The sequence below is a fragment of the Streptomyces sp. NP-1717 genome (genome assembly GCF_022695985.1).
Classification (GTDB): domain Bacteria; phylum Actinomycetota; class Actinomycetes; order Streptomycetales; family Streptomycetaceae; genus Streptomyces.
Genome location: NZ_JAAPBF010000398.1, coordinates 1 through 3,241, shown reverse-complemented (window position 1 = coordinate 3,241; position 3,241 = coordinate 1). Strand labels below are relative to the sequence as shown.

1 rRNA gene is annotated in these 3,241 nt (G+C 56.9%); it reads left to right on the top strand.

Annotated features, from left to right (window positions below):
- Positions 1-57 precede the first annotated feature (57 nt).
- A 23S ribosomal RNA gene (locus GXP76_RS34850) occupies positions 58-3,181 on the top strand.
- The last annotated feature ends 60 nt before the right edge of the window (positions 3,182-3,241 follow it).

The window sequence follows — 3,241 nt, the reverse complement described above, 5'->3', positions numbered from 1 at the left end:
GGGGTGGCGGGTGGTTGGTCGTTGTTTGAGAACTGCACAGTGGACGCGAGCATCTGTGGCCAAGTTTTTAAGGGCGCACGGTGGATGCCTTGGCACCAGGAACCGATGAAGGACGTGGGAGGCCGCGATAGGCCCCGGGGAGCTGTCAACCGAGCTTTGATCCGGGGGTGTCCGAATGGGGAAACCCGGCAGTCGTCATGGGCTGTCACCCGCTGCTGAACACATAGGCAGTGTGGAGGGAACGAGGGGAAGTGAAACATCTCAGTACCCTCAGGAAGAGAAAACAACCGTGATTCCGGGAGTAGTGGCGAGCGAAACCGGATGAGGCCAAACCGTATGTGTGTGATACCCGGCAGGGGTTGCGCATACGGGGTTGTGGGAGTGCACTTGATCAGTCTGCCGGCTGGTCGGAGAGTCAGAAACCGTTGATGTAGGCGAAGGACATGCGAAAGGTCCGGCGTAGAGGGTAAGACCCCCGTAGCCGAAACATCAGCGGCTCTCTTGCGTATTTCCCAAGTAGCACGGGGCCCGAGAAATCCCGTGTGAATCTGGCGGGACCACCCGCTAAGCCTAAATATTCCCTGGTGACCGATAGCGGATAGTACCGTGAGGGAATGGTGAAAAGTACCGCGGGAGCGGAGTGAAATAGTACCTGAAACCGTGTGCCTACAAGCCGTGGGAGCGTCGCTGTATGTGCTTGCACATACAGTCGTGACTGCGTGCCTTTTGAAGAATGAGCCTGCGAGTTTGCGGTGTGTTGCGAGGTTAACCCGTGTGGGGAAGCCGTAGCGAAAGCGAGTCCGAACAGGGCGGTTTAGTAGCGCGCTCAAGACCCGAAGCGGAGTGATCTAGCCATGGGCAGGTTGAAGCGGCTGTAAGAGGTCGTGGAGGACCGAACCCACCAGGGTTGAAAACCTGGGGGATGACCTGTGGTTAGGGGTGAAAGGCCAATCAAACTCCGTGATAGCTGGTTCTCCCCGAAATGCATTTAGGTGCAGCGTCGTGTGTTTCTTGCCGGAGGTAGAGCACTGGATAGGCGATGGGCCCTACCGGGTTACTGACCTTAGCCAAACTCCGAATGCCGGTAAGTGAGAGCGCGGCAGTGAGACTGTGGGGGATAAGCTCCATGGTCGAGAGGGAAACAGCCCAGAGCATCGACTAAGGCCCCTAAGCGTACGCTAAGTGGGAAAGGATGTGGAGTCGCAGAGACAACCAGGAGGTTGGCTTAGAAGCAGCCACCCTTGAAAGAGTGCGTAATAGCTCACTGGTCAAGTGATTCCGCGCCGACAATGTAGCGGGGCTCAAGCGTACCGCCGAAGTCGTGTCATTCGTACACATAGCCTTAACGGGCGTGCGGATGGGTAGGGGAGCGTCGTGTGCCGGGTGAAGCCTCCGCGGAAGCGAGGGGTGGACGGTTCACGAGTGAGAATGCAGGCATGAGTAGCGATACACACGTGGGAAACGTGTGCGCCGATTGACTAAGGGTTCCTGGGTCAAGCTGATCTGCCCAGGGTAAGTCGGGACCTAAGGCGAGGCCGACAGGCGTAGTCGATGGACAACCGGTTGATATTCCGGTACCCGCTTTGAAACGCCCAGTACTGAACCAGGCGATGCTAAGACCGTGAAGCCGTCCTGGAGCCTTCGGGCAAAGGGAAGTGGTGGAGCCGTCGGACCAGACTTGCAGTAGGTAAGCGATGGGGTGACGCAGGAAGGTAGTCCAGCCCGGGCGGTGGTTGTCCCGGGGTAAGGGTGTAGGACGCACGGTAGGCAAATCCGTCGTGCATATAGTCTGAGACCTGATGCCGAGCCGATTGTGGTGAAGTGGATGATCCTATGCTGTCGAGAAAAGCCTCTAGCGAGTTTCATGGCGGCCCGTACCCTAAACCGACTCAGGTAGTCAGGTAGAGAATACCGAGGCGTTCGGGTGAACTATGGTTAAGGAACTCGGCAAAATGCCCCCGTAACTTCGGGAGAAGGGGGGCCATTTCTGGTGATGAGTCTTGCACTCTGAGCTGGGGGTGGCCGCAGAGACCAGCGAGAAGCGACTGTTTACTAAAAACACAGGTCCGTGCGAAGCCGTAAGGCGATGTATACGGACTGACGCCTGCCCGGTGCTGGAACGTTAAGGGGACCGGTTAGTCACATTTCGGTGTGGCGAAGCTGAGAACTTAAGCGCCAGTAAACGGCGGTGGTAACTATAACCATCCTAAGGTAGCGAAATTCCTTGTCGGGTAAGTTCCGACCTGCACGAATGGCGTAACGACTTCTCGACTGTCTCAACCATAGGCCCGGTGAAATTGCACTACGAGTAAAGATGCTCGTTTCGCGCAGCAGGACGGAAAGACCCCGGGACCTTTACTACAGTTTGATATTGGTGTTCGGTTCGGCTTGTGTAGGATAGGTGGGAGACTTTGAAGCTTGGACGCCAGTTCAGGTGGAGTCGTCGTTGAAATACCACTCTGGTCGTGCTGGATGTCTAACCTGGGTCCGTGATCCGGATCAGGGACAGTGTCTGATGGGTAGTTTAACTGGGGCGGTTGCCTCCTAAAGAGTAACGGAGGCGCCCAAAGGTTCCCTCAGCCTGGTTGGTAATCAGGTGTTGAGTGTAAGTGCACAAGGGAGCTTGACTGTGAGACCGACGGGTCGAGCAGGGACGAAAGTCGGGACTAGTGATCCGGCGGTGGCTTGTGGAAGCGCCGTCGCTCAACGGATAAAAGGTACCCCGGGGATAACAGGCTGATCTTCCCCAAGAGTCCATATCGACGGGATGGTTTGGCACCTCGATGTCGGCTCGTCGCATCCTGGGGCTGGAGTCGGTCCCAAGGGTTGGGCTGTTCGCCCATTAAAGCGGTACGCGAGCTGGGTTTAGAACGTCGTGAGACAGTTCGGTCCCTATCCGCTGCGCGCGCAGGAGTCTTGAGAAGGGCTGTCCCTAGTACGAGAGGACCGGGACGGACGAACCTCTGGTGTGCCAGTTGTCCTGCCAAGGGCATGGCTGGTTGGCTACGTTCGGGAGGGATAACCGCTGAAAGCATCTAAGCGGGAAGCCTGCTTCGAGATGAGGACTCCCACCCACTTGATGGGGTAAGGCTCCCAGTAGACGACTGGGTTGATAGGCCGGATATGGAAGCACTGTGAGGTGTGGAGTTGACCGGTACTAATAGGCCGAGGGCTTGTCCTCAGTTGCTCGCGTCCACTGTGTTAGTTCTGAGACAACGAACAACCGTGTTTACATCCGGTT